1 pseudogene is annotated in these 269 nt (G+C 64.7%); it reads right to left on the minus strand.

The annotated features are described in order from the left end of the window. Positions 1–269: pseudogene (locus tag A3728_RS21135) on the minus strand (replication-associated recombination protein A); the annotation flags it as partial.

Here is a 269-nt window from a genome sequence, read left to right on the forward strand (position 1 = left end):
ATCGAGGGGGTCAGCGACATCCCAGCTCACGATCTGCTCAACTAGGTTCAGCAAGGCGCGCCCGTCCCCGTCGGCCATTTCCAACAAGGCGGAACGCGCCTCGGCGGTCAGGGGCAGCGACCGGCCAAGCTCCTCTTCCGCCCGGATGGCAAGCTGTTCGAGGCTTTCGACTGACAGCCGTTCCAGCACCAGCACCTGCGCGCGGGAAAGGACCGCGGCATTAAGCTCGAATGACGGATTCTCGGTCGTGGCCCCTACCAGCAGGATGG

Source organism: Sulfitobacter sp. HI0040 (assembly GCF_001634885.1).
GTDB lineage: Bacteria > Pseudomonadota > Alphaproteobacteria > Rhodobacterales > Rhodobacteraceae > Sulfitobacter.